Source organism: Variovorax sp. P4_D9 (assembly GCF_056401695.1).
In genome coordinates this window covers 1-20,224 of sequence record NZ_JBFUIU010000074.1, presented here as the reverse complement: position 1 = coordinate 20,224, position 20,224 = coordinate 1, and the positions used below count along the sequence as shown (strand labels likewise).

Genomic DNA, 20,224 nt, shown 5'->3' with positions numbered 1-20,224 from the left:
CGCCGGTGGCGGGGGCCCCGGTGGCGGGGGCCCCGGTGGCGGTGGCCCCGGCGGCGGCGGTGGTCCCGGCGGCGGCGGGGGACCAGGTGGCGGCGGGGGCCCAGGGCGATAGCGCTGGCAGGAATTCACATTCGGTGAGACGTCATCGGGACAACGATCGCCCTGAATCAGTTCTTTCGGCCGGTCCTGCCTGTCGCGATCGCCTGACGTGCGCCAGGTAGGCAGCGGTTCCTGCCTTTCCCGGGCGCACGGCGGACGCACACTGTGAGGTCGATTCCGGTCATCCAGGTGCCCGGAGATCCCAGCACCCCGACGTGGCGCGAACACCGCGCGCCTCGCACGTCGGCGCGTCGTCCTCAAATGAGAGGATGCCGAGCCACCTCTGGACGGGAAGAGTGATCGATGACGCGCAACGGGGCTGACGTCAGGACTGCTTGTCCGAGGTTGGGATGAAGCGGCGCTTGAAGGAGAAAGAAATATGCTCACCACAGACCAAAAAGAAGCCATCCTTCGCAAGGCAGGCATGGCTGTCCCGGAATTCCCAACGAGTCGCTCGGAGGCGAAGGACCACGACCGGAACGAGCAGGCACACGACACGCCCAGGTCGTCGGTGGAGCGTCGACAGGCGATCGAGGAATGGGCCGCCGCCGTCCAGGCGCTCTACGTGGAGTACGTCGCGAGGCGCGCGGCGAAGAGCTTGCGGGATGCAGAGGAGGCGCGTCAGTTGGCCGCGCTGCAACGAGCGGGGGAACGATCACGCGCGTGAAGGCGGCAATGCCGTCGCAGCGACGCAGGCGGGCCGACCCTGATGACACGGGAGAGGACTGCTGCTGCGTCGCCGACTTCGAACGCGCAGGTCGAGGTCTGAGGATGCCCAATCGGGCATGGCCGATGGCTCAGCCAATTGCGACTTTCAACCGGTCGATGCCCGCTCCATGGCACTTGTCCAGGGCCCTGGCGGATGATCGCGGTCGTCAAGCTTGGCCTCAAAGACGTTCCCACCTTTCTCGAGCATGCCGATGATGCGATCGGTGATCGCCTGTCGCACGCCCAGCCCACCCTGGCTTTGATCCCTGCCCTGGTTGTCGACAGGCTCTGCTTTGGGTGAGCCTCGGGGGGTACGGGGGGAACGCCCGTGGGGTTCGGGTGTTCGCATCGCGCTGACGAGGAATGAAAGTGGCACGCATGGTGGGCCTTTCTGCGGGTGTGCCGCGTCGGTGGAAGATCTGCTTTCGGAGCCGCCTCGACGCATGACAAGCGAGCGGAAGGACCGCAGTCCAGGGACCGACCGGAGGCCGCCGCAGCCGAGCGCAGCGAGGACCGGGTGAGGACGGTGGCGCAGCCCGAAGCCCTGGACGGCGAACCGCGCGAGCTATGCGTCGAACCCGAGGTGGCTTTGAAGGCAGATCCGCCGCGGCATGACCGTGCCGACGGCGCATGCCCGTTCAGGCAGCAGCGTCACGCGGCAAGGCCGCGCCCTCGCGGTCTCTACCGCGCAGGTGGCACGCCAGACGAACCAGGCGAAGTGAACGTCGTGCGATCAGGCACGACCCGGCGGACGTTCCGCGCGAAGCGAGGCACCTGGGGGTCGCACGCGGATCTCGAGGAGCCGCGAGGCACTACATTGCCGGGGTGCCTACCCCTGCCCTCACCCTGTTCGATTACGCTCGCTTCGTCGAGGCCTGAAACGCGCGTCGACGGTGCGCGGCTGTCCGGCGCGCGCGCGGTCAACGTGAACTCGTGGCCCTGTATTGGGATATCGGGCAAGCCATCCGCGAGCAACAGGCGAGCCGGGGATGGGGCGACGCGGTGGTGGATCGGCTCGCGCGCGACCTGAAGGCTTCCTTCCCGGGGACCACCGGCTTTTCGGCGGCGAGCCTATGGCGCATGCGTCAGTTTCACGAGAGCTATTCGGCGCCCGAGTTGCTCGCACAGCTTGTGCGAGAAAGTGAGCGCGATGCCAAGCGCACCCGAAACCCCAAGGCGCTGACCGCCATCGACCAACGGCAAGTCGCACAAGCTGTGCGAGAAATGGTCGAAGCGGTGCCCTGGGGGCACCATGTCAACCTGCTGTCCAAGCTCGACGACCCGGCGCAGCGGCTGTACTACCTGAAGACCACCGCCCGCTTCGGCTGGAGCCGCAACGTGCTGCTCAACCAGATCAAGGCCCGGGCCTACAAGCGCTCGCTGGCCGAAGACAAAGTGCACAACTTCGCGCTCGCGCTGCCCGAGCACTTTGCGGAGCAGGCCGAGGAGGCGCTCAAGAGCAGCTACAACCTGGAGTTTCTTGGCATCCGGCGCGAGATCAAGGAGCGCGAACTCGAGGACCACCTGATCGACCGGCTGCGCGACTTCATCCTCGAGTTGGGTTACGGCTTCTGCTTTGTCGGGCGCCAGTACCGACTCACGCTCGGGCGCAAGGAGTACTTCATCGATCTGCTTTTCTACCACCGCTTCCTCAAGGCGCTGGTGGCGATCGAGCTCAAGATCGGGCCCTTCGAGCCGGAGTTCGCCAATGCATGCCTCCCGCAGTCTTCGCAGGCGCTAGAAGTCGCGAGGCATCATGCTCCCTTGAACCCGTGCAGGCAGTGTCGGACGACCCCAGTCTGATGGAGACATTCGCGCTATCAAGAGTGTCCACTCGGCAGCGCGGTGTCGATGGGCGGCCGAGACAAGGACCCTGGTTCAGGCTTGTGCGATCGTCGTCAACGCCACGGACTGGATCACGAACCGGTGCGCGGAAGGCCACTGCAGGCACCTGTGGGAAGGGTGACGAGTCTCTCGCAGTGGAAGCGGGGACGAAGGCATTCGGGGCGCCTGCCGAGGGCGGGGAGGGCTTGTCTGGATGGCTTCACGCTACCTCACCGTTCTCGCGTTCAAGGCCCTGCGCGCGCTTCGCGTGCTCGGCGCGTGCCGCGCGCCCGCGGCGTGCTCTTGAGAGCTCGACCTCGAGGTTGTCCTTCTCGGCGCACCGGATGATCCCGATCGACGGGCCGTCGTCGGGGGCATGCTCCTTCTCGTTGCGGAGGTTGAGATAGAAATCCATTTTCCCAGTCGGCGAGCAATGCGTTCGGCGCGCTGAACATGAGAAGCAAAATCCACGGCCGCTGCGGGGTGCGATCTGCATGCGTTGAGGTTCGCTAGTTGACCGGTCCACGATCCTGCGGCGCCGTCGGGTCCTTGGCAGAAGCCACCTTGAACACGCTCAGCTTGCCATCGCCCTCCAGGCGCGCAATGCGGACGTCCGAGAGTTGTTCGACGCCGGCTTCGCGCAGCTTGCTCTCCAACTCGTCCATGGTGATCATTTCTCGCTTCATGGCCTTGCGAACGACGCGCCCATGCCGGATCAAGACCTCTGGCTGCGGCTCAAGAAACTTCGCCAACCAATACACGAGGGTGCCTCGGACGACCATGTGCCACACAGGAAACTCGCGGGCGAAAATCTCCGCGAGCTCGCTCATGCCGGCGCCCCCATGGCGGTGCCATCGGAGGACCCCGCCGCCAGCCGGTGTGCGACCGCCCGGATCAGGGCGTCGGCAAATCCGCCCGCGGCTCGTGCCACGCGCGTGGCGCTCGTCGTGACCCGCGGGCGAGCGCTCCAGGCAATGGCAGCACCCAATGCCTCGAGCGCGTGGACGAGGTCGACATCCTCGCCGCACGCCAGGTGCCGAAAGCCGCCCGCGCGACGATACGCCGCTGCCGACACACCGAGGTTCGCGCCATGAATGTGTCGATGCGCATCGGCGTCGAGATAGGTCTGCCCGAAATGGCAGCGCAGGAGATCAGCATCCCGCCCGTGGGGAGTCCAGTCCTCGACCCCAACGGTGCCGCAGACCGCGTCCACCCCCAGGTCCAGTTGCTCAGCGATCCAGCCCGGCGAGACGAGGGTATCGGCATCCGTGAACGCGAGCCACCGGGCACCTCTCGCGAGGAGGAGCTCGGCGCCGGCGGCCCTTGCCGCGCCGACGTTGCGCGCCTGGACGGGCAACGTCATCGCCCCTGCTTGCGCCGCCAGGGCACCTGTATGTCCGTGCACGAGTCGGTTACGACCACCAGTTCCACCGGTTCGGCTTTCAGTCGACCGTCTCGTGACGCGGTCGGGATGCGCTCGATGCAAGCGACGACGACGTCTTCTTCGTTGTGCGCGGAGACGACAACACCGATCATGTCACTCTATGTTGTGCGCTCGGTCACAGGTCGCGGTTGCGACCACCGAGGCTGGCACAGTAGGCAGCGACCAGGGCGCCAATCACCAGGGACAGGAAAATCCAGAGCGAGCCGTAGGCAGTTGTCTTACGCGCGGCGTCTGCCGCGCCCTTCGCCTTAGCCTTGCCCTGCGCGAGTGCGGCCTTGGCACGGGCGTAGCTATCGTTGACACGCTTCTCGGCATCCGCCTGGTTCAGTCCGGTTCGCTGCGAAACGAGCTGCGCCACATAGCGGCTGTCTTCCGGGGGAAGGGCGCCGGTGCGCAGGGCATTGGCAAGAATGCGGCTGACTTCCGCGGTCGAGGACGGGTTGCCCACCGGCGCGCCCGTTCCCGATGGGGCGCTGGCATCCGCGCCCGTGGGTGCCGCAGGGGCTCCGGGATCCTTCCGGAACAGGGAATCGACCCAGTAGCCCATAGGTCCGCCGGCTGTGTCCTCGCCCGGGCGGCTGGCCGCGGTCGCGCCGGCGGCGCCAGCCGCACCGGTCGCCGCAGTGCTTGCGACGCCAGTCGCCACCGTCATGCCGGCCCGTGCCCCCGCGCTCAGTGTCGAACCAACGACGGAGGCCAGAAGCACCGAGGTGACCAGCGTGGCGACGCCCCAGGCCAGGAATCCGTGCGCGGTGTCCCGGAAGCGCGCCTCATCGGTGTGGATGCCCGTCCACTTGCTGCGAAGGCGACCGGCCAGGTAACCGCCCAGGCCGGAGGCCGCAATCTGCGTGAATGTGAGCCAGAAGATCGCCGCGATGCCGACCGTCTTGACTTCCGCGCCCTCGCCTTCCCAGGGCGAGGTTATCCCAAGGCCCATGCCGGTGCCCAGCAACAGCATGATTAGCGACAGTGCGGCGGCCGCGCATGCTCCGGCAAGAATCGCAGGCCACGATACGCCACTGCGGGCGGCGCTTTCGGGCTCGACGAGCCCGACACTCGCCCGAGCGCCAGGAACCGCCCCCGCCTCTTGAATGTAGTTCGCCATCTTTTTTCCTTGGTGATTGAAGCGCCATGGGACAAGGTAAACGAACGTACTTCTGTACGTTAGAGGCGATACAAGAAGTAGGCGGCGCACCTAGGCAGCTTGCGCGGGGAACTGCGCAGGTCGTCCGGCTGTCCTGGCAAGTTCGAGAGGGGCGAGCGACGGCAAGCTCTTGCGCAGTGCGCGGCGGTCCCTGCCCTGTGCGTCCCGCAATGGCCGGGCGGCCGCAAAGGCGCCGCGTCAGAATGTGCCTCAAGGCTTGAGCGGCGGATTCTCACAACCCTATGCGGACGACCCAAAATAGTCTTTGCAGCTTGAGAGTTGACTGAAATCCGGCAGCCACCCGCACCGTCGAGCAACGCATGAACCCGTGCCCCCAGCCGACGCATCATTGGAGACGCCATGGACGACGTGAAGAAGACCGGCCTCGATCGCAAGCTGATCCCCCTCGGCGATCTGCACGAGTTCGATCGCAGGTTCGAAGCCCTCGACTGCACGGCTGAAAGACTCAGGAGGGCGAAGGGCACCCGGAGGTCGACATGATCATCCAGATGCTCTTTGCCGCCTGGCAACGATTGCAGGCCTGTTTGCGCCAGCGCAGCGGTGGATCATGAAGGCTGCCCGACGTGAGTACCTGGAGGCTGTCGCCGAGTTCGAGCGTGGCTGCAGGGCGTTCGCCGCCGGGATGGATACGGTCCTGCAGCCCGCCAATACGCAAGGCGCCAGTTCGGCGGCACGGGGCATCCTGTCGCCCTTCGGGCCGCGCAAGCCCGCCAAGCGAGCGCGGCGGCGCGATCCCTCGGCGGACCGTCATCGTGTCTAGCTGGGCTGACGCCGTCCCACCGCCAGGCGCGCCGAGCGCCCTCGACAGGGACAGGCGGCGCTCGTAGATTTCCGCGATGGCCGCCTGCGACACGCCTCCCGATCCGCTCGAAAAGTACTGGTCGAAGCGCGACTTCACGGGGGCATCCGAGCCGCGCGGCGAGCGCAAGTCCAGGTCTTGGACACATGCAATAGGGCCGGCCGAGATCAGGCCCCTCGCGAAAGACGCTATCTCATGAGCCGCCGCGCTCAACCCATCGCGAACTCAGGATTGGATCGTGACGTCCGCGTCGGGTGTGCGGGCTGGAACCTGCCGCTCGCCAACCGCGCCGGTTTCGGCGAGGGTGGTTCGCAATTGGCCCGCTATGCCACCCGCTTCAGCGCCGTGGAGATCAACAGCTCGTTCTACAAGCCGCACCGCCGACAGACGTACGAGCGCTGGGCCGCCAGCACGCCGCCCGACTTTGCGTTCAGTGTGAAGGTCCCCAAGACCATTACGCATGAGATGCGCCTGGCCGCGGCGATGCCGACGTTCGACGCGCTCCTCGAGCAAGCGCAAGGGCTGGGGACGAAACTGCGCTGCCTGCTCGTACAAATTCCGCCAAGTCTTGCTTTCGATGCCAGATTGGCGGGCCACTTCGGCGCCCAACTGCGCCGGCGCCATATCGGACCGGTGGCGGTCGAGCCGCGGCACGCGAGCTGGTTTTCGGTCGAGGCGGACAGCCTGATCGCGACGTTCAGATTCGCCCGCGTGCTTGCCGATCCCGTGCGCCACGTCGCAGGCGCGGCACCAAGCGGCTGGCACAAGACCATCTATCTCCGGCTTCACGGTTCGCCGCGGATCTACTGTCCGGGTATGAAGACGCCCTGCTTGCGTCGCTCGCGGCTCGGCTCCTTGAGGCGGCAAGAGACGCTGAGCACTGTTGGTGCATCTTCGACAATACCGCGGCGGGCGAGGCGGTGGGCGAGGCGCTGCGGCTGAGCGCCAGCTTGGGCCGGGCACCCGACGATCGGCCGACGCGGTAGGACAAATCTCGCCTCCTCTTCAGTCGCCCGCTGAGGCGCGAATGTCGGCGCGCGCGCGACATTGTTCTCACGGCCTCGGCAAAACTCACGGGTACTCCAAGGCTGCGAGGGCCCTCGGAAAGACAACAAAGTCGCCGGAGGGCCCTTCGTTCTTTCACACGCAAAGAGATCGCGCGGGCGCAAGAGCATATCGACATTGAGCAAGAATTGAAACAACCGCTCAAGCCGGGCAGCGGCGATCGTTCGGATTCGTGTCCCGTGGGTGCGCCGCCGAGGCCCGAGTTCCGAGACCAATCTGTGGATAAGGTTGTGAATTCCTTGAGTGCCGGGATGACTGGAGCACGATCCCATGCGGCTTCCGGCTAGGTTGCCTGCGGAAGAGGCAACCTGACACGGCCGACGTTCTCCGCGAGGGCAAATGCGAGACAGGCTTGAAGTTTCACAAGACATGCGTTCAGGGGAACTGTTACCAGGTGGAGCGTTTCGCATGTCGTCCGGCCGATGACCCTCGTCACAGAGCCAGGCGCAACGGATGGGCGGCAACCTATCCGCGCAAGCTGGATGGTGCCAGCGTAGGTGACGTCAATCATCCGCCCATGTAGGTCCTCTCCCGACGCCGCCGTTGAGGTTGGCCGACGCCAGGCGACGCCTGCCTGGAATGAACTCGATGTCATGAACAGGCTGACTGACTTGATCGACCGAATCCAGGGGCTGGCGAAGGAGGAGGCCACTAGACAGCCCACCGCGAATGAATGGTTGACCGAACAGGACAAGGAGGCCCAGCGACACCTGAATAAGGGCGCTTCTGAGAGTGACGGGCTCAGGAATGCCGGATCAAGGCGAAAATTCTGGCCCGTCGTTTCACGCCGACTTCGCGCATGACAATTGACATTGCGAAAGACATCGCGGTCGCCGACGCGCGCCGGCAGGCGCGCTTCCACCCGTCCTCGGCAGTCGTGCGCGCGTTCTGCGCCGACGATCTGACGAAGCGCAGCACTCGATCCGTGTGTTCTGCGCAAGGGCGAATGTGGCCGAGGCCTTGCGTCTGCTTGTGACTACAAGTCCTGACCGTTCACGGACAGGGTCGGATGGCCTCCACTCTTTTTGGCCCACTTCAATGATGATTTCTCCACGCCGAACCTTCCTCCGCACCGCGGTCTGTCTTGCTGCGGGCGCCACCGCGTGGCTCGCGCATGCTGCAGCGAAGACAGACTCGAAGGGTGCCGCCGCCTCGGGGCCCGCCGCGCTCGACAGGCTCAACGCGGCCCACGAGACACCGATGCTCGTGCAGGGCTCGCGTGGCGCCGCGGTCATGCGGGCGCAGATCCTGCTCGACCGCGCCTGGTTCTCGCCCGGTGAGATCGGCGGAGGCTTCGACGCCAACATGCGCCGCGTGGTGACGGCCTACCAGAAAGCGAACGGCCTCGCCGAGAGCGGCAAGGTCGATGCCCCGACCTGGGCGACGCTGCAAGCCGACACCGCGCCACTGTTCGCCACCTATGCGATCACCGAAAAGGACGTAGTCGGCCCCTACGCACCGATCCCGAAGGAGATGGCTGATCGCGCGAAGCTCAAGTCAATGGGCTTCGAGGACCTGCAGGAAGCCATTTCGGAGACACATCACATGTCGCCCAAGGCCCTGGCCGAGTTCAACCGCAGGGTGAAATTCCACGCCGGCGACGAAATCGTGGTCGTCAACGTCACGGGCGCGGCCGATGCCAGCGTCGTCAAGGCCGCCAAGTCGATCGAGATCGACAAGAGCGAACACATGCTGTTCGTCCTCGACGGCACGGGCAAGCCACTGGCCGGGTTTCCGATCAGCATCGGCGGACCGCTCGACCCGCTGCCGCTTGGCAAGATGAAGATCATCAACGAGGTGAAGGACCCGACCTTCACCTACGACCCGTCGATCCTCAAGAAGGCGCCGGCCGCCGCGGGTAAGGTTCACATCGCGGCGGGTCCCAACAATCCGATCGGAAACGTGTGGATGGGGTTGTCGAAGCCACACTGGGGCATTCACGGCACGCCTGCTCCCGATCGCGTGGGGCATGAGGAGACCAACGGCTGCATCCACCTGACCAACTGGGACGCGGCACGCCTGTCGCAACTGTCGAAGGCGGGCTTTGCGGTCGACGTGAAAGCCTGAAGGGCGACCGATGCCCGTGTCGCGACGGAGACTGGCGATGGCGGCCGCGTGGTTGGCGGTGCCTGCTTGGGCGATGGCACAGGCCGGGATCGACAGCGAAGGACCGGCGCTGCTCGCGGCCCGCGCCCTGCAGTTCCCGGTCGACGGCATTCGGCCCGAGACCCTGCGCGACACCTTCGACGACGGCCGCCCAGGCCACCGCCACGAGGCGCTCGACATCATGGCTCCGCGCGGTACGCCGGTGCGCGCCGTGGACGACGGCACGCTGGTCAAATTGTTCGACAGCAAGCCGGGCGGGCTCACCATCTACCAGTTCGATCCGGCGGGCCGGCTGGCCTACTACTATGCGCATCTCGACCGCTATGCCGAAGGGCTGCACGAAGGTGAGGCGAAAGTTTCAGTCGAAGCCCGGAGACCGGGACGGACACGTCCTACACGACGCGCACGCGTGAACTTCATTCGTAAATGCACGCACGCATGGATCGATGGCATGCCAGACGTGCGCGCTCCGTGCGCGGTCCTCGCGATACGAGGCATTTGAAGGAGAACATATTCGATGGCGGCAACTTGTCCGGCCTGCGGCACGGCGAATGGGGCCGCGGCCACCTAGATGCAGCGACCTCGTTTTGAAGTCTTCTCTGGAACCTCTCGATCAGGAAGAAGCCGCGTTTCAGAGGACCCGATGGGCGCACCCCACGATATTTAGTCCACTCTTGGTCTGTCTTGTTGCCATCGACCTGGCCGGCTGCGCGACGCCATATCGCAGCGACGAGTTGCAGTCCTTCGATCGGGCGATCGTCACGGCGACGGATGCCCTGCTCAAGCAGACAAGAGCACGCTCGTCCTTGTCGCTCCGTGGCGGCGCGGAACCAGACAGGCGGGCGATCGTGCTCGACCCGATTCTGGATGCCGGAAGCGGCCAGCAGACGGCCGGCACGCAGCGACTCGATCGTGCGATCGCCGCCCATGTGGCCGCGAACTTCAGCAGATCGAGACCCTGCCTTTCAAGGCGGCGAACCTCGCGCGTGCCCAGTACCTTCTCGCTGGCACGCTGGCGCGCCAGGAAGCGGGCTTGCGCATCAACATCGCGCTCGTGGAAGGACGGCACCGTGGCGGCCCAGGCTTCCACGCTCGCACGATTGGACGAGGTCGACATGACCCCGCTGGCCTACTACCGCGACAGTCCCGTGCTGCTGAAGGACGATGTGTTGGAGGGTCTGGTGCGTACCAGCCGCGCCGCGCACGGCGAATCCGGAGACCAGATGCGGGTGCTCAACGGCATCTATCTCACGACCCTCAAGCTCCGCCAGGCGGCGGACGCGGAAGAGGCGTTCGGACGCGTGGTGGCATACGGCATTGCGCACAACCGACTGGGCGTGAAATTCCTGTTCAACCCGGGCAGCACCGATTTCTGGTCGGACCCCGGATCACGAGCGCCTCCCGCATATGGCTGCGACAGATCGCCAGGCAAGGTGGCAGCGCGCGTCTGCATGGACGTCGTCGGCCACTCGAGCAAGACGGGAGCCGAGGAAGTGAACGACTCGCTATCGCTGCGGCGCGCGCAGCACATCAGGCAGCGCCTGGCTGCCGAGTCCGGCCAAAGGGCGCGGGCTGTCGTCGCTCTGTGGGACGAGACGCCGGACCGTTGTAGGCGCGAAGTCAGAGCAGCGAATTGCGGTCAGTCGCATGGGAGCGTCCACCTAGAATTCGCGCTCGTTGCGGCATTCGCAGCGCGATTGCCGACCGAGGAGAAATCGAGAATGAACGATCAGGACATCACCCTGCAGGAAGCATTGCGCGATCACGGCGCAGTCGTCGCGGGCTGGCTCAGCGAGTTGGGCGTGGCCGACCCGGCCCAGCAGCGCTCCGTGCAGACCGAGGCCGGCGAGCTCGTACGCTCGCTGCAAGAGGGCCTGGCGCGTGGCGGCGACCCATCGAGTCTTTCCGGCCCGGCATGGGGCGCCTTGCGCGAGATGCTGGAAGACCTGTCCCGCTCGCGCGCCGCCAAGGGGGAAACGGCCGGCGACACCAATCAGTTCGTGCTCGCCCTGAAGAGACCGCTGTTCGATGCCCTGCAACGACGCCAGGGCGAGACCCCCGAGCGGCTGATTGCCGGCATATGGTCGATCAGCACGCTGGTCGACCGGCTGGCGCAGCACACGGCAACCACCTTCCAGAAGTCGCGCGAGGAAATCATCCGCCGTCAGCAGGACGACCTGCTCGAGCTGTCCACCCCCGTGGTCAAGCTCTGGGAGGGCGTGCTGGCAGTGCCGATGATCGGCGTGCTCGACAGCAACCGCACGCAGATCGTGATGGAGACCTTGCTCCAGAGCATCGTCGACACCGGCTCGGGCCTCGCGATCATCGACATCACGGGCGTGCCGACGGTCGACACGCTGGTRGCCCAGCACCTGCTCAAGACCGTGACCGCGATCCGGCTGATGGGCGCCGACTGCATCATCAGCGGCATCCGGCCGCAGATCGCCCAGACCATCGTGCATCTGGGCATCGATCTGCAGGGCATCACCACGAAGGCGACCCTGGCCGATGCCTTGTCGGTCGCGCTGCTCAAGACCGGCTGGCGCATCACTCGCGAGAACTAGCCGATGGACCGCATCCCGATCCTGCGCATGGGCGACACCCTGCTGGTCACCATCCAGGTCGACATGCAGGACCAGACCGCGCTCGCCCTGCAGGACGACCTGGCCGACAGGATCGCCAAGACCGGCGCCAGTGGCGTGATGATCGACATCTCGGCGCTCGAGATCGTGGACTCATTCGTCGGCCGCATGCTCAGCAGCATTTCGGGAATCGCCGGGATCCTGTCGGCCACCACGGTGGTGGTCGGCATGCAGCCCGCTGTCGCGATCACGCTGGTCGAACTGGGTCTGTCACTCGAAGGCGTGAAGACCGCGCTCAACGTCGAGCGAGGCATGGCCATGCTCGCCGCCGTGCGCGCGGAGCATCGCCATGTCGGCTGAAACCTCGGGTGTCATGCCCCTGGGCTCCGAGCAGGACATCGTCGCCAGCCGCAAGCATGTGCGCACGCTCTGCCAGGCGCTCAAGTTCACGCTCGTCGAGCAGACCAAGATGGTCACGGCGACCAGCGAGCTGTCGCGAAACACGCTGATCCACGGCCATGGCGGCCGCATGCACTGGAGCCTGCGCGAGCAAGACGGCCGGCGCGGGCTCGAGTTGGTGTTCGAGGACGAGGGGCCGGGCATTGCCGACCTCAAGTTGGCGCTGTCCGACGGATGGACCAGCGGCAGCGGCATGGGGCTCGGCCTGCCCGGCAGCAAGCGGCTGGTGAACGAGTTCGATATCCAGTCCGCGCCCGGGCGCGGCACGCGCGTGAGCATCGTCAAATGGAAGTGATCCGCGGCTGGACGCACCGGCAGTTCCCGTTGTCCGAGCCGAGCGGCGTTGGCGAAGTGCGCCGTCATGCGGCCCGCCTTGCGACGGAAATGGAATGGGGGGAACTGGAAGCCGGCCGGCTCGCCATCGTGGTCACCGAACTGGGATCGAACCTTCACAAGCACGCGCGCAAGGGGCGCCTGCTGGTGGGCGCCCGTCCCGAGCGCGGCGAGGTGGAAATCGTCAGCATCGACGAGGGACCCGGCATCGCGGACGTGAGCCGCTCGCTGCGCGACGGCTTTTCCACCGGCGGCAGCCCGGGCACCGGCCTGGGCGCGGTGCAGCGGCTTGCGAGCGACTTCGATCTTCATTCGACCCCCGGCGGCACTGTCTGCGTCGCGCGCTTGCGCAGGCCGGGTGCCACGGCTGCGTCCCACGCCTTGCGCGCCGGCGCGATCTGCCTGCCGGCGCCGGGCGAGACCGTCTGCGGCGACGCCTGGGCGGCGGCCTTCGACGCCGATGGCGTCATCGTGCTGATGGCGGACGGCCTGGGCCACGGCCCCGGAGCGGCGGCGGCCAGCCAGGCGGCCGTCGATCTCTTCGCGCAATCGCCCTCCCTCGCCCTGGCGGACCAGGTCGAGCAAGTGCACCGCCGCCTGCAGACCACCCGGGGCGCCGCCCTGTGCTGCGCGCGCTTCGACGCCGGGGGCGACACGGTTCGCTTCGCGGGCGCCGGCAACATCGCCGGCCGGATCATCTCGGGCCTGCATGATCGAAGCTTCTTCACTGCGCATGGCACGGCCGGCCTGCAGATCCGCAAGCCGACGCCCGCCTCGGTCGAACGACCGCCGCACGCGTTGATGGTTCTGCACAGCGACGGCATCGCGAGCCGTTGGGACACCCATCCCTTGCTGCCGCTGCTCGGGCGCGATCCGACGCTACTGGCGGCGCTCCTGTTGCGCGATCATTCACGCCTGCGCGACGATGCGACGATCGTCGTCATTCAGCAGAAGGACTAGCCATGCCAGCCGAAGGGACGGAACCGGACCGCAGCGAAGCGTTGGCGGCCGAACTGGCGGCCAGCCGCGCCGAGGTCGATGGTCTGCGGGCCGAGCTCGAGGAGACCAACCGCGGCGTGGTCGCGCTCTACGCGGAGCTCGACGACCAGGCCGAGCAGCTGCGCAAGGCGACCGAGCTCAAGAGCCGCTTCCTGGCCTATATGAGCCACGAGTTCCGTACGCCCGTGAACGCGATACGCAGCATCGCGCGGCTCCTGGCGGATCGTGTCGACGGGCCGTTGACGGGCGAGCAGGAGCGCCAGGTCGCCTTCATCCAGACCACGGCCACCGAGTTCGCCGAGATGGTGGACGACCTGCTCGACCTCGCCAAGATCGAGGCCGGCCGCGTCGACATCTCGCCGGCCTGGTTCGAGATGGTCGATCTGTTCTCCGCCCTGCGAGGCATGTTCAAGTCGGTGTTGACCAACCCGAACATCAACCTGGTGTTCGAGGAGCCCGAGGGCCTGCCACGGCTGTTCACGGACGACCGCAAGCTCTCGCAGATCCTGCGCAACTTCATTTCCAACGCGCTGAAGTTCACGGCGCAGGGCGAGGTGCGGGTGTCTGCCACCGCCGTCGACGACAACCATGTGCGCTTCGCGGTCAGCGACACCGGGATCGGCATTGCCGCCGAGTACCATGCGGCCGTGTTCGAGGACTTCGCCCAGGTCGATTCGCCGCTGCAGAAGCGCCTGCGCGGCACCGGCCTTGGTCTGGCGCTTTCCAGGCACCTGGCCGCCCTGCTGGGCGGCCGCGTCGGGGTCGAGAGCGAACTGAACAGGGGATCGACCTTCTGGGTGCTGGTGCCGCTGCATCTGGGCGATCCGCCGGCGCCACCCTCGGGATCGACAGCGCCGTGACCCGCCCCGACGTCATCCACACCACGATCGACCGCTCGCGTCACACGGTGCTGGTCGTGGACGACAACCCTGCGACCCGCTATGCGACCGCGCGCGTGATTCGCGCGGCCGGCTTCGCCACCGAGGAGGCAGGGACCGGTGCCCAGGCGCTGCGCATCGCGGCCACCGTGATCTCGGCGCTGGTGCTCGACGTGCATCTGCCCGATATCGACGGCTTCGAGATCTGCCGCCGATTGCGCGCCGATCCCGCGACGGCCGCGCTGCCGATCATCCACCTGTCGGCCGCCTACGTGCAGAGCGAGGACAAGGTGACGGGCCTGAACGCCGGCGCCGACGCCTACCTGGTGCATCCGGTGGAGCCCGCGGTGCTGGTGGCGACCCTGCAGGCCCTGGTCCGCGCGCGCATGGCCGAGGATCAGCTGCGGCGCAGCGAGCTGCGCTTCCGGGCGATCTACAACCAGGCGCCAAGCGGCATGGCCCTGATCGATGACGCCGGCCGGCTGCAGGACGTCAACCCGGCGCTGGTGCAGTTGCTCGGGCGAACGCGCGATGCGCTGGTCGGTGGCTTCGTCTTCGACTTCGCGCCGGCCGAGTTCGTGGAGCTGGTGCGGCAGCGCACGGGCGGACCCATGACGGGTGATGGTGCCTGGCAGGGCGAGTTCCCGCTGCTGCGCGCGGACGGACGGCGGGTGCACCTCGCCTGGAGCGTCTCATCGCACGCCGAGCCGGGCCTGCGCATCTGCGTGGCGACAGACATTTCCGAACGCAAGGAGCTGGAGGCGCAACGCATCGAGGTGCTCGAACGCGAGCAGGTCGCGCGCCGGGCCGCCGAGCGCCTTAGCCGCACCAAGGACGACTTCGTCGCCATTCTGTCGCACGAGCTGCGCACCCCGCTCAATGCCATCGCCGGCTGGGTGCACCTATTGAACCGGCACGGCGCCAGTCCCGAGCGGGTGAGCAAGGCGCTGGACGCGATCGACCGCAGCGTCAAGGCCCAGACCCGCATCATCTCGGACATCCTCGATGTCTCGCGCGTCAATGCCGGCAAACTGCAGTTGTTCAGGGAGCGCGTGGACCCGGTCGCATTGATCTCGATGTCGATCGAAACCTTGTCCGAATCGATAGAGGCCAAGCAGCTGCATGTCGAACTGGCGCAACGGGGCGAGGCATCCGTGGCCTGGCTGGACCCCACGCGCTTCCAGCAGATCGTCTGGAACCTGCTAACGAACGCGATCAAGTTCTCCAACGACGGGGGCACGGTGCGTGTCCTGCTTGGGTGGGAGCCCGAGATGCTCGTGCTGACRGTCGAGGACGAGGGCAAAGGGGTTGCTCCCGAGTTCCTTCCGCATCTGTTCGATCGCTTCAGCCAAAGCGATTCGCCAGGCAACCGGCTGCACGGAGGCCTGGGCCTGGGCCTGTCGATCGTGCGCCACCTTGCCGAGCTGCACGGGGGCCGCGTCCACGCCTTCAGCGAGGGCGAGGGAAAAGGCACCCGGATGCAGGTTGCCCTGCCCCTGGTCGAGGCCGGCGCCGACTGGGTGAGCGATTCGGCGCCTCAGCTGCCGCCGGCATCGATCGAGCGGCCATTGACGGAACTCCACGTCGTGGTGGTGGAAGACAACGCCGACGCGGCTGACATGCTCGCCGTGATTCTGCGCGACGCGGGTGCCCATGTGCGGCAGGCATCGGACTATGACGCCGCGCTGCGGCTCTTCGAGGACCGTTGGCCCGACGTGCTGGTGAGCGACATCGGCCTTCCCGGCCGCGATGGCTACGAGCTGATCGCCAGGCTGCGCGAGACGGGGAATGCCGGCAAGCCGCTGGCGGCGATCGCGCTGACAGCGTTCTCGCGTCCCGAGGATCGCGCGCGAGCCCTGGGAAGCGGATTCGACGCCCACCTGGCCAAGCCTTTCCAACCCCATCTCCTGGTGGCTGCCATCAACGCGGCTCTGCTTCGCAACGCCCAGCCGGACTAGGACAAGGCACCACGCCGGTCGGCGTCGCAGCCGACGCCGGGCTGTGTGTCTCGTTGGGTCTGCGTTTTTCCGCCCGGCGCCATCCTGCCTGCCGCGTTGATGAACGCTGACACGGCTTCTGCCGTCGGCGGAAGAGCCTTGGTCCGGTACGCAAAGGAGCAACCTGTGGCCTACCAGTCCCATGAACAGCAACTGCACCAAGCCGAACGGAAAGGCAGCTATCCCGTCATCCCGCCATGCCTCCCATGAGGCGGCCGTCACGCGACCTGGATGTGACGAAGGTGGCCCGCGTACGCGGCGCCCGCGAGCACAACCTGAAGAACGTGGACGTCGACATCCCGCGCGATGCGCTGGTCGTGTTCAGCGGCATCTCCGGCTCGGGCAAGTCCTCCCTCGCCTTCGGCACGCTCTACGCGGAGGCGCAGCGTCGTTACTTCGAATCGGTGGCGCGGTATGCGCGACGCATGATCGACCAGATGGGGATGCCGGCGGTCGATTCCATCGAGGGGCTGCCGCCGGCCGTGGCCCTCCAGCAGCAACGCAGCACGCCCAGCACGCGCTCGTCGGTCGGCAGCGTCACGACGCTCTCGAACCTGCTGCGCTCTCTATTCGCGAGCCGGCAACTACCCGCCCCGGCAGCCGATGTTGTACGCCGAGGACTTCTCGCCCAACACACCGCAAGGCGCGTGCCCCACCTGCCATGGCCTCGGACGCGTGTACGAGGTGACCGAGAAGTCGATGGTGCCCGACGACTCGCTGACCATCCGCGAACGGGCGATCGCGGCATGGCCACCGGCGTGGCATGGATGGATGTGAATGCTGGTTGCCTTCGGCCGCGACTGAGGCAGCCCAAACGCATTGGTTCTGCCCTGAATCTGCTGCCGCGCTGCACCCGTGGGTACGGCTATGGTTCGCCAAGCGGCGCCGCGCCAGGGCAAGCCTGCGCTCGGCCAGGGCTCGCCCCTCAAAAGGCGCGACAGATGCAGGCACCGTCTCTGCGCTCGCTTCCATCAACCGCGTCCTCACCAGCGAATAGATGCGGATTTACACCAGCGCTAACAACAGAACCTGCGCGACATCCTGGTGACCCTGGGSTACGACGTCGACACGCCGTGGCGTGACCTGGCACGGAAGGACCGCGACTGGATCCTCTTCACCGACGAGCAGCCCACGGTGCCGGTCTACGCCGGCTTCACGCCGGCCGAGACACGCGCAGCCCTGCGCCGCAAGATGGAGCCGAGCTACCAGGGCACCTTCACAGGCGTTCGGAAGTACCTGCTGCATACCGTTGCCACGACGCAGAGCGATCCGATGAAGAAGCGAGTTTCGCGCTTCATGGGGGCCAGGCCTGCCCGACCTGTCGTGGCAAGCGGCTCAGGCGCGAGGCGCTCGCGGTCACCTTCGCCGGACACGACATCAGAGAGATCTCGAGCATGCCGCTGGCGCAGCTCGCGCAAGTCCTGAAGCAAGCCGCCGAAGGCAGGCTTGCGCCGGGACACGACCGCGCCACCCTCAGCCGGTCGGCGTCGCGCAAGGACTCGGAGCGCCGCGTCGCAGCGGGCGGCTCCGCCCACAAGAGCGCACCGGACGTGCGGCGCACCGGCAATCTGTCCGAGGAGAAGCGTATCGCCGCGCAGCGCATCGCGCATGACTTCATCGACCGCGTGACAACCCTGAACGAACTCGGGCTCGGCTACCTGTCGCTCGACCGCAGCACGCCCACGCTGCCGCCTGACGAACTGCAGCGGCTGAGGCTGGCGACCCAGATCCGCTCGAACCTTTTCGGCGTGGTGTATGTGCTCGACGAGCCTCGGCGGGGCTGCATCCCGCCGAGGGCGAGGCGCTGCGCGTCGCGCTCGAGCGCCTGAAGTGTTGGGGCAATTCGCTGTTCGTCGTTGAGCACGACCTCGACGTGATGCGCCACGCCGACTGGATTGTCGATGTGGGGCCGGACGCCGGCGAACAAGGCGGGCACGTGCTCTACAGCGGACCGCCCGAAGGGCTGCGCCATGTGCGGCTTCCCGGACGGCGCGCTACCTCTTTGGCGAGCCGTCACCGCGCGCAATGTCGCCCCGTTCGCCTTCAGGCTGGCTGAAGCTCGAAGGCATCACGCGTAACAACCTTCACCGCGTCAGCGCCGACATCCTCCTGGGCGTGTTCACCGCGGTCACCGGCGTCTCCAGTTCGGGCAAGTCCAGCCTCGTGAGCCAGGCGCTCATCGACCTGGTCTCGGCGCAGCTCGGACATGAAGCGCCACTGCCGGAGGACGAAGGCGACGAGCTCGAGTCCACGCCGCTCGGGGCCACGGCCGGTCACATCGCAGGCGGCATGGAATCGAACACGAGGCTCGTTCGCGCGGATCAGAAGCCAATCGGCCGCACGCCGCGCTCCAACCTCGCGGCCTACACCGGCTTCTTCGACCACGTGCCAAGCTCTTCGCGGCGACCAGGACGGCGCGCTCGCGCCGCTACGACGCTGGACGCTTCTCGTTCAATGTGGCCAAGGGCCGCTGCGAGACATGCGAAGGCGAAGGCTTCGTGAGCGTGGAGCTGCTCTTCATGCCGAGCGTCTATGCGCCCTGCCCCACCTGCCATGGCGCGCGTTACAACGAACAGACGCTCCAGGTCACCTGGCGCGACAGGAACATTGCCAAGGTGCTCGGCATGACGGTAAATGATGCCTTCGAGTTCTTCGTCGACGAGAGCGCGGCGCAGCGGCCCTTGAAGCTGCTGCAGGACATCGGCCTCGGGTATCTGCGGCTCGGGCAGCCCGCCACCGAACTCTCGGACTGCGAGGCGCAGCGCATCAAGCTCGCCACCGAACTGCAGCGCGCGCAGCGCGGCAGCACGCTCTATGTTCTCGACGAGCCGACCACTGGCCTGCATCCCGCGGACGTGGACAAGTTGATGACGCAGCTCGACGGTCTGGTGGCCGCAGGCAACACGGTGATCGTGGTGGAACACGAGAAGCGCGTGGTCGCCACGAGCGACTGGGTCATCGACATGGGCCCCGGCGCGGGCGACGAGGGCGGGCGCATTGTGGCCACCGGCACGCCTTCGGATGTCGCGAAGGCCTGGGACAGTCGCACGGCGCCCTATCTCGCGGGGGTCTGGATCGCGGCGGATCGCCTGCCAGATGAGCAGCTGGAGGCCAGCGCGTGGCGCACGCCTGTCACATCGCGTGAGGTCTCTCGCTCGAATTTCGCACTGGAAGATCAAGGGCACTGCATCCGTGGCATTTCTCCGTGGAGTACGACAAGGCCGCGGCGGGTCCGCGTTCTGCCGGCGCCCCGGAAGATGCCAATGCTCAAAAGAGCGAGGGCTCTTCCGGCGGAGGCTTGGGCGCGCGAGCCACCTTCGCCTTGGGCTCCTTCGGCGGCAGAGGCTCCGCTGTCATGGCGAGGCTCTCTACCGGGAACTGCCTCATGAAATCCATCGACCGCTCGGGCGGCGCGTCCAGCCACTCGCCGTACTGGGACTCGGGCAGGATCACGACCATGCGCTTGTCCTGCTGCTCGGGCGGGCGCTTCGGGTCCGGCCGATGCAGGAGCCTGAAGAGCGGGTGATCGTCGGCATTGATCGTGAGCATCGTGAAGCTCAACTCCCACTCGCGGGTCTGCGGGTTCTTCCATGGCGACCACAGGCCGGCCACGCCCAGCGTCTCATCATTGGCGGCGGTGATGCGCGTGGGGATGAACTTGCCGCTGCGCCAGTCCGGCTCGTAGATCGCCTCGCACGGCACGATGCAGTGCCGCGGCTTGGCCCAGGCGTTCTTGAAAGTCGCCAGCTCGCGCACGGTCTCGGTG

General features: G+C 66.8%; 18 protein-coding genes and 3 pseudogenes. 15 read left to right on the top strand and 6 right to left on the bottom strand.

Translation table 11 applies throughout. From position 1 onward, the window contains the following. The first annotated feature begins 478 nt into the window (after window positions 1-478). From AC1DY5_RS11050 to AC1DY5_RS11040, 3 genes are all read left to right on the top strand, one after another. Complete coding sequence (locus AC1DY5_RS11050; protein WP_478111325.1) at window positions 479-766, top strand: hypothetical protein; 288 nt, start codon at window positions 479-481, stop codon at window positions 764-766. Window positions 767-961: 195 nt separating this feature from the next. After that, entirely contained in the window at window positions 962-1,108 is a 147-nt protein-coding gene (locus AC1DY5_RS11045) for a hypothetical protein (RefSeq protein ID WP_478111324.1), read from the top strand. Between the two features lie 632 nt (window positions 1,109-1,740). Beyond that, complete coding sequence (locus tag AC1DY5_RS11040) at window positions 1,741-2,610, top strand: PDDEXK nuclease domain-containing protein (protein WP_478111323.1); 870 nt, start codon at window positions 1,741-1,743, stop codon at window positions 2,608-2,610. A 241-nt stretch (window positions 2,611-2,851) separates the two neighbouring features. Here the strand turns inward: AC1DY5_RS11040 and AC1DY5_RS11035 are convergent, their stop codons facing one another. The 4 genes and pseudogenes from AC1DY5_RS11035 to AC1DY5_RS11020 all read right to left on the bottom strand — a co-directional run bounded on the left by AC1DY5_RS11035 (window position 2,852) and on the right by AC1DY5_RS11020 (window position 5,180). Continuing rightward, the gene (locus AC1DY5_RS11035; protein ID WP_478111322.1) at window positions 2,852-3,127 is read right to left on the bottom strand and encodes a PDDEXK nuclease domain-containing protein; all 276 of its coding nucleotides are present in this window, start codon (window positions 3,125-3,127) and stop codon (window positions 2,852-2,854) included. A gap of 13 nt (window positions 3,128-3,140) precedes the next feature. Continuing rightward, window positions 3,141-3,413, bottom strand: coding sequence for a DUF421 domain-containing protein (locus AC1DY5_RS11030; RefSeq protein ID WP_478111327.1), 273 nt, complete (start codon window positions 3,411-3,413; stop codon window positions 3,141-3,143). 44 nt (window positions 3,414-3,457) lie between these two features. Continuing rightward, a pseudogene (locus AC1DY5_RS11025) lies at window positions 3,458-4,167 on the bottom strand (glycosyltransferase family 2 protein). A 23-nt stretch (window positions 4,168-4,190) separates the two neighbouring features. Next, window positions 4,191-5,180 (bottom strand): hypothetical protein, encoded by a 990-nt coding sequence (locus AC1DY5_RS11020; protein WP_478111321.1) that lies wholly within the window; start codon window positions 5,178-5,180, stop codon window positions 4,191-4,193. 399 nt (window positions 5,181-5,579) lie between these two features. On the opposite strand from AC1DY5_RS11020, the gene AC1DY5_RS11015 reads away from it, so the two are divergent. Beyond that, complete coding sequence (locus tag AC1DY5_RS11015; RefSeq protein ID WP_478111320.1) at window positions 5,580-5,720, top strand: hypothetical protein; 141 nt, start codon at window positions 5,580-5,582, stop codon at window positions 5,718-5,720. On the opposite strand, the gene AC1DY5_RS11010 is transcribed toward AC1DY5_RS11015, so the two are convergent. Continuing rightward, window positions 5,686-6,138 carry a hypothetical protein gene (locus AC1DY5_RS11010; RefSeq protein WP_478111319.1) on the bottom strand — a complete coding sequence of 151 codons (453 nt, stop codon included), beginning with the start codon at window positions 6,136-6,138 and terminating at the stop codon, window positions 5,686-5,688. The genes AC1DY5_RS11015 and AC1DY5_RS11010 overlap by 35 nt on opposite strands. Window positions 6,139-6,234: 96 nt before the next feature. On the opposite strand from AC1DY5_RS11010, the gene AC1DY5_RS11005 reads away from it, so the two are divergent. The 11 genes and pseudogenes from AC1DY5_RS11005 to AC1DY5_RS10955 all read left to right on the top strand — a co-directional run. After that, on the top strand, window positions 6,235-6,981 hold the full coding sequence (locus AC1DY5_RS11005; protein WP_478111318.1) for a DUF72 domain-containing protein: 747 nt from the start codon (window positions 6,235-6,237) through the stop codon (window positions 6,979-6,981). A 1,161-nt stretch (window positions 6,982-8,142) separates the two neighbouring features. Then, on the top strand, window positions 8,143-9,171 hold the full coding sequence (locus tag AC1DY5_RS11000; protein ID WP_478111317.1) for a L,D-transpeptidase family protein: 1,029 nt from the start codon (window positions 8,143-8,145) through the stop codon (window positions 9,169-9,171). Window positions 9,172-9,208: 37 nt separating this feature from the next. After that, complete coding sequence (locus AC1DY5_RS10995; RefSeq protein ID WP_478111316.1) at window positions 9,209-9,712, top strand: M23 family metallopeptidase; 504 nt, start codon at window positions 9,209-9,211, stop codon at window positions 9,710-9,712. A gap of 1,219 nt (window positions 9,713-10,931) precedes the next feature. Beyond that, complete coding sequence (locus AC1DY5_RS10990) at window positions 10,932-11,774, top strand: STAS domain-containing protein (RefSeq protein WP_478111326.1); 843 nt, start codon at window positions 10,932-10,934, stop codon at window positions 11,772-11,774. A gap of 3 nt (window positions 11,775-11,777) precedes the next feature. Next, entirely contained in the window at window positions 11,778-12,152 is a 375-nt protein-coding gene (locus tag AC1DY5_RS10985) for an STAS domain-containing protein (RefSeq protein WP_478111315.1), read from the top strand. Further along, a complete protein-coding gene (locus AC1DY5_RS10980; RefSeq protein ID WP_478111314.1) occupies window positions 12,142-12,546 on the top strand; it encodes an anti-sigma regulatory factor in 405 nt (134 codons plus the stop codon). The genes AC1DY5_RS10985 and AC1DY5_RS10980 overlap by 11 nt, the downstream gene beginning before the upstream one ends. Next, window positions 12,537-13,544 (top strand): ATP-binding SpoIIE family protein phosphatase, encoded by a 1,008-nt coding sequence (locus AC1DY5_RS10975; protein ID WP_478111313.1) that lies wholly within the window; start codon window positions 12,537-12,539, stop codon window positions 13,542-13,544. The genes AC1DY5_RS10980 and AC1DY5_RS10975 overlap by 10 nt, the downstream gene beginning before the upstream one ends. A gap of 2 nt (window positions 13,545-13,546) precedes the next feature. Further along, entirely contained in the window at window positions 13,547-14,443 is an 897-nt protein-coding gene (locus AC1DY5_RS10970; RefSeq protein ID WP_478111312.1) for a sensor histidine kinase, read from the top strand. Beyond that, window positions 14,440-16,419, top strand: a complete 1,980-nt coding sequence (locus AC1DY5_RS10965) for a hybrid sensor histidine kinase/response regulator (protein WP_478111311.1) — start codon at window positions 14,440-14,442, stop codon at window positions 16,417-16,419. The genes AC1DY5_RS10970 and AC1DY5_RS10965 overlap by 4 nt, the downstream gene beginning before the upstream one ends. A 236-nt stretch (window positions 16,420-16,655) precedes the next feature. After that, a pseudogene (locus AC1DY5_RS10960) lies at window positions 16,656-17,226 on the top strand (P-loop NTPase family protein); the annotation flags it as partial. Window positions 17,227-17,481: 255 nt separating this feature from the next. After that, window positions 17,482-19,523: pseudogene (locus AC1DY5_RS10955) on the top strand (excinuclease ABC subunit UvrA); the annotation flags it as partial. Between the two features lie 202 nt (window positions 19,524-19,725). On the opposite strand, the gene AC1DY5_RS10950 reads toward AC1DY5_RS10955, so the two are convergent. Then, the coding region (locus AC1DY5_RS10950; RefSeq protein ID WP_478111310.1) for an SOS response-associated peptidase family protein at window positions 19,726-20,224 on the bottom strand (499 nt) is incomplete at its 5' end.

What these genes read in the sequence shown, in the direction of transcription:
- AC1DY5_RS10985 (WP_478111315.1), top strand. Translation starts at nt 11,778, where the DNA reads ATGGACCGCATCCCGATCCTGCGCATGGGCGACACCCTGCTGGTCACC.
- AC1DY5_RS10980 (WP_478111314.1), top strand. Translation starts at nt 12,142, where the DNA reads ATGTCGGCTGAAACCTCGGGTGTCATGCCCCTGGGCTCCGAGCAGGAC.
- AC1DY5_RS10995 (WP_478111316.1), top strand. Translation starts at nt 9,209, where the DNA reads ATGGCGGCCGCGTGGTTGGCGGTGCCTGCTTGGGCGATGGCACAGGCC.
- AC1DY5_RS11015 (WP_478111320.1), top strand. Translation starts at nt 5,580, where the DNA reads ATGGACGACGTGAAGAAGACCGGCCTCGATCGCAAGCTGATCCCCCTC.
- AC1DY5_RS11030 (WP_478111327.1), bottom strand. Translation starts at nt 3,413, where the DNA reads ATGGTCGTCCGAGGCACCCTCGTGTATTGGTTGGCGAAGTTTCTTGAG.
- AC1DY5_RS11005 (WP_478111318.1), top strand. Translation starts at nt 6,235, where the DNA reads ATGAGCCGCCGCGCTCAACCCATCGCGAACTCAGGATTGGATCGTGAC.
- AC1DY5_RS11050 (WP_478111325.1), top strand. Translation starts at nt 479, where the DNA reads ATGCTCACCACAGACCAAAAAGAAGCCATCCTTCGCAAGGCAGGCATG.
- AC1DY5_RS11020 (WP_478111321.1), bottom strand. Translation starts at nt 5,180, where the DNA reads ATGGCGAACTACATTCAAGAGGCGGGGGCGGTTCCTGGCGCTCGGGCG.
- AC1DY5_RS11045 (WP_478111324.1), top strand. Translation starts at nt 962, where the DNA reads ATGATCGCGGTCGTCAAGCTTGGCCTCAAAGACGTTCCCACCTTTCTC.
- AC1DY5_RS11035 (WP_478111322.1), bottom strand. Translation starts at nt 3,127, where the DNA reads ATGCAGATCGCACCCCGCAGCGGCCGTGGATTTTGCTTCTCATGTTCA.
- AC1DY5_RS10970 (WP_478111312.1), top strand. Translation starts at nt 13,547, where the DNA reads ATGCCAGCCGAAGGGACGGAACCGGACCGCAGCGAAGCGTTGGCGGCC.
- AC1DY5_RS11000 (WP_478111317.1), top strand. Translation starts at nt 8,143, where the DNA reads ATGATGATTTCTCCACGCCGAACCTTCCTCCGCACCGCGGTCTGTCTT.
- AC1DY5_RS10975 (WP_478111313.1), top strand. Translation starts at nt 12,537, where the DNA reads ATGGAAGTGATCCGCGGCTGGACGCACCGGCAGTTCCCGTTGTCCGAG.